This window comes from uncultured Campylobacter sp., assembly GCF_938040115.1.
In the GTDB taxonomy this organism is placed as follows: domain Bacteria; phylum Campylobacterota; class Campylobacteria; order Campylobacterales; family Campylobacteraceae; genus Campylobacter_A.
This window is the reverse complement of record NZ_CALHXD010000132.1, coordinates 1-5089: the sequence shown is the minus strand read 5'-3', so window position 1 is coordinate 5089 and position 5089 is coordinate 1. Positions and strand designations below refer to the sequence as shown.

4 protein-coding genes and 1 pseudogene are annotated in these 5089 nt (G+C 45.6%); all 5 read right to left on the bottom strand.

Annotation, left to right across the window (positions count from 1 at the left end; genetic code table 11):
* Window positions 1–44 precede the first annotated feature (44 nt).
* Window positions 45–575 (bottom strand): annotated as a pseudogene (locus Q0314_RS05020) (molybdopterin-dependent oxidoreductase); the annotation flags it as partial.
* A gap of 11 nt (window positions 576–586) precedes the next feature.
* Window positions 587–796, bottom strand: coding sequence for a twin-arginine translocation signal domain-containing protein (locus Q0314_RS05015; protein WP_002948952.1), 210 nt, complete (start codon window positions 794–796; stop codon window positions 587–589).
* 334 nt (window positions 797–1130) lie between these two features.
* On the bottom strand, window positions 1131–1838 hold the full coding sequence (locus Q0314_RS05010) for a thioredoxin fold domain-containing protein (protein ID WP_298057207.1): 708 nt from the start codon (window positions 1836–1838) through the stop codon (window positions 1131–1133).
* Between the two features lie 59 nt (window positions 1839–1897).
* Window positions 1898–3718, bottom strand: a complete 1821-nt coding sequence (gene selB / locus Q0314_RS05005) for a selenocysteine-specific translation elongation factor (RefSeq protein ID WP_002948948.1) — start codon at window positions 3716–3718, stop codon at window positions 1898–1900.
* A complete protein-coding gene (gene selA / locus Q0314_RS05000; RefSeq protein ID WP_298057210.1) occupies window positions 3715–5040 on the bottom strand; it encodes an L-seryl-tRNA(Sec) selenium transferase in 1326 nt (441 codons plus the stop codon). Before selA ends, selB begins: the two co-directional genes overlap by 4 nt.
* Window positions 5041–5089: the final 49 nt, after the last annotated feature.

Here is a 5089-nt window from a genome sequence, read left to right as displayed (position 1 = left end):
TAACCCCAAGTATTCGCCACACCGGCGACTGTTGCGCTATGTCAAATGCGTGCTACGTGATCGTTGCTGTTTGTACCCCAAAACGCCGCAAATTTGCGAAAATAATAACTTTGCTCGTTGTTAAATTTAGCCGAACCCAAGAAAACTACGCTATCAGGACCGTCTTCTTTACGGATTTGTAGCATCTTATCGCCGATTTCGTTTACGGCCTGTTCCCAGCTGATGCGCTCCCATTTTCCGTTTACTTTTTTCATCGGAAATTTGATGCGTTGTTTTGATTTCGTAAGGTCGATCTGATCGATTCCCTTAGAGCAGTGCGAACCCTGAGAGATCGGGTGATACATAGCCATATCTTGGCGTACCCATACTCCGTCTTTTACCTCGGCTTCTATACCGCAACCCGCCGAACAAATAGAACAAATCGTTCTAACCTTTTTTGAACCTTCATAAGGATTTTTTATCTCCTCGTTGGTTGCCTTTCTAAACGTCTCGTTTTCGCCAAATGCCATCGTGCTACCGGCACCAAGAGCGGCAAGCTTCAAAAACGAGCGTCTTCCTATGCGTGAATCACTCATGGTTTTCTCCCTTAGTAAGCGATCTTATAGTAGTATTCCCACTCTTTGCTTTTTTTGTAAAGCACCTCTTTTTTGCTCGACTTGCCGACAACTACGCCGTTGTCGTCAGGAGCAAGCTCGTCGCTAGTCGGTTTTGCGATAGCTGCAGCGGCCAATACGGTTCCGCCTACCGCGCCGACCTTCAGAGATTTTTTGAGAAAATCTCGTCTTGATCCTTGCATGTTTTCTCCTTATTAATCCCAAATTTGAAATTTTTGAGACGTTTTTAGAAAGATATTGTTCAAATTTTGCATATTTCCTAGGCGTAGTGCGCCTTACAGGCGCGTATTTTAGGGCACTTGCATATTTTAAAATATCACTGTGCAAATTTAGCATATTTTGAGAATAAACGAAGTAAAAATATTAGATTAATTATGAAACTTAATAAATAGTTAAGGAAATCTAAAATTTAGCTTAAGTTTTAATACTACATATCAAGTTATAAAAGTATATTTTATGAAAATTTAGGGCTTTTGAGCTAAATCTATCAAATTTAGCTCAAATTTGCGCTAGAGATTATTTTTGCAGGTCGCTTAAATTTACTATATAAGGTACAGAGCGAACGCCTGCGGCAGCATATTTTTTACGTAACTCATCCATAGTTTTTACGTTTTCTTCGCTAACGGCTCCGTCTGCTACGGTATAATCGCTTGCATAATACTTTCGTAAAATTTGGATTTTATCGCTATCGGTTTTTGCGCCTGCTGCGTCTTTATATATCAAAAAGCTCTTTTGCAAAGACGAAACGTCGTGAACCGGAGTTAGGATTAGCTTTACGTTGCTTTCTTTTAGCGTCGCTTCGATCTTTTCAAGCTCTAGGCGGCAGTATGGGCACTCAGGATCCGAAAACATCACGATAGTCGGCTTTTTAGAGTCGTTTCCTAGAGTGATGATATTTTCTTTTTGCTCGTTTTTATAGACTTTTGAGATGTTTTTCGCCGCTATTTCCTTTTTTATCTCTTGCAGGTAGGCTTTTTGCGCCTTTAGGTCGATGATGTCCGGGAAAAGTAGGTCGCCTTTAGTAAAGATAACCTCGTCTTGGCTGACTTGACCGTTGCTCAAATTTACCACGACCGCTTCGATTCCGTCGGTTAACGGTTTGCGCTCAGTTACATTTACTTTCACGCCCTCGCCGACCATCTGCGAGTAAAAACCGACTACTTGCTCGTTTGACGCCGCAAACATCGCAGAGGCCGCCATTAGCGACAAAACTATTTTTTTCATTTCATTCCTTTTTAAAAATTTGCGCGGATTATATTTGCTTTTTTTAAATAGATAAAAAATCACGCTTTTAAAACTCGGTCGGTGCCGTTTTTGACGATATTTGGATCTAGATCGAGCTGCTCGAGGTAGGCGATTATGTATTTTCTGCTTAAATTTAACGCCTCTTTCGCGTTCGTTACGTTTACGAATCCTTGCGCGGCGATGACGGCTTTTAGCTTCGCAAGCGCCTCGTTTAGGGCCTTTGACGTTACGAAAAGATTATGCGCGAGCCTCACCACGCGCCCGATTCCCGTTAGCTTTTTTAGTGCGTTATCGCCGCTAACTCGGTCGATCTCAAGCTCGTCGTAGATGTTATAAGGCGCCAGGGGAGCTAAATTTCCGCTTTGCAAAATCTCGTAAATTTTCTCCTCGAGCCTGATTTTTAGCTTGCTCATATCCACGCCCGTTTTGGTATAGACGCCGTCGTTTTTAGCGATCGCGCCCGCGCTTTCTAGCTCGTCAAGCGCCTTTTGGGCGATATTTTCGCTAGCCCATGAGAGCTTTAGGCTGATGCTCGTAGCCGAAAATACCGCAAATTCGTTCTTTTCTATCATAAATTTGACCGCGCTTTTTATCCGATCGACCGCGCTTAGATCGTAGATATTTAGCGCCTTTTCATCGACGAATACATTTGGCGTTTGTTTTGCTATAGCGACGGCCTCCTCGTGATTTAGCCCGAAGCGCTGATAGGCCGAGATGATACCAAAGCCGTTTTTATGCGTATCTTTTAGCATCGCAAAGGCGCTTACGAAATCTTTTTTGAGAAGCGAGTTTAAAAACGAAATTTTGCTTGATTTTTTCATCGGTTCGCTCACGGCGTTTAGTACCCTGCCACCGCCTATGACGCGACCGTTTGCGATGAGCACGAACGGCTCGTCAAATTTTAAAAACATATCCCTTTCAAATTTAAACGTCGCAAATATCCCGCCCTCTTTTTCGCTAAGAACCAGTGCTTTTGCGGGCGCAGCCTTTGCGCCGACGCAAAAAGTAACGCTCTGCCCGTGCGTTAGCTCGCGAGCGAAAACTATCGCGTCTATCTCACGAAATCCTCTAAAAAAGCCCTTTTTACTAAGCAATTGGCCCTTTTTTAGATCGTTTAGCTCAATCCCCGTCAAATTTAGCGCCACGCGGCTACTAACTCCGGCACGGTCAACGAAAGTGTCATGGCTCTGCACGCTTCGCACCTGCACTTCTTTGCCTGCGTCATAGTTAAACAGCTTTTCGTTTTTCGTCACGCTGCCTTCTATCACGGTGCCCGTAACAACGTTTCCAATACCTTTTAGGCTAAAAACGCGGTCGATGTAATACCTAAAAACGCCCTCTTGCTCGCGCTTAGCCGCCTTTAGCGTGAAAAGATAATTTCGCAGCTCGTCTATGCTCGCGCTATCCTTGATACTAACCGGGAAAATCTCTAAAATTTGCAGATTTTTGTAGTTTTGTGCGGCGGCATAAATTTCGCCTTTTCGCTGCTCTATTAGCTCTGCGCTAGCCAGGTCGCACTTGGTAAGAGCTACTACGAGCGAACGAACGCCAAGGATATTTAAAACCTCCAAATGCTCCAAAGACTGCGGCATTAGCCCGTCGTTTGCCGCCACTACGAAGAGGCACGCGTCAAATCCGTACGCGCCGCTAATCATCGTTTTGATCAAATTTTCATGTCCCGGCACGTCGATAAATGCGATATTTTCGCCGTTTTTGCTCAAATTTGAAAAGCTAAGGTCGATCGTGATCCCGCGCTTTTGCTCCTCTTCGAGTCTGTCGCCTTCAAAGCCGTTTAGTTCCTTTATCAGCGCCGTTTTGCCGTGGTCGATGTGCCCGGCCGTTCCTATTATTAAGCTCATTTTTCATCCGTTTCGTTGATTTTTTCTATCAAATTTTGCACGTCCGCGTCCAGTACGCTGCGAAGATCGAGCAAAAACTTGCCCTCCTCGATGCGGCCGATCACGAGATTTTTCCTAAATTTAGCCTCGTTTTCGTTCGCGTTTCCTTTGACGGCTAGCGCGATGCTAGGTATGCGTTTATTTGGCATAGTGCCGCCGCCCACATAGGTCGTAGTGCGCACGATTTCAAGCGGAGTTTTTAGCCGCGAGTTTATAAAATTTGCCGTGTTTTCTAGCTCATCCACGCTTTTATATAGCTGTTTTACCGTCGTGATAAGCTCAAATTCGCGGTTTGCGTAGGCTTTGACGCTTTCAGCCAAAAGCGAGATGATCACCTTATCCACGCGCAGCATTCTTAGCAGCTGATTTTTCTTTAGTTTTGCTATTAGTTCGCGTTTACCTAGGATTATACCGCACTGCACGGAGCCAAAGAGCTTGTCGCCGCTAAAGCTAACGAGCGAGGCGTCTTTTAGGTTTTTTAGATTGGGCTCGTTGCGCTCGAGACCGTAAGGCAGCTCGCCGTAAAATCCGCCGCCAAGATCAAAATAATCAATGAGATTTCGCTCCCTCGCTAGCGCGCTAAGACCCTGCATCGCCACATCCTCGCTAAAGCCAACGATGTCGAAATTTGACCTGTGCACCTTTAAGATCAGCTTCGAGTTTTCGTTTATCGCATCCTCGTAGTCGCGCAGGTTGGTTTTATTCGTCGTACCCACTTCGCGCAGGATCGCGCCCGAGTTTGCCATGACTTCTGGCACGCGAAAACTCCCACCGATCTCGACTAGCTCGCCCCTGCTAATGATAGCTTCGCCACCTTTTGAGAAGGTATTTAGCACCAAAAATACCGCACTTGCGTTGTTATTTACGATGACGGCGTCCTCAAATCCGAAAAGCTCCGCGAGCAACCCGCCCACGTAGTCGTAGCGGTTTGAGCGGCCGCCCTTTTCGACGCTGTACTCGAGGTTTGAGTATCCGGTTATCACGGGCTGGGCTCGGCGTAAAATTTCGGGATCGATCGCGCTGCGGCCGAGGTTTGTATGAATGATGACGCCGGTTGCGTTTATTAGGCTTCGTAGGCTCAAATTTGACGCCTTTTCGTATCTTTCGAGCGTATTTTGGACGATGTCGTCAAGCCCCGGGCAGTTCTTGCCGCCTAAAATTTGAGCGCGCAGGCTCTCTAGCTCGGCCCTGGCGACCTTGGTCAGCAAGCTCGTATCAAGCCCGAAAAATCGCTCATTTTTTATAAATTTATCTATCTGCGGGAGTTTTCGTAGTTCGTTCAAATTCGCTCCTAGTAAATTTGTGTTACCAAGCGCGATTTTAGCATAAATT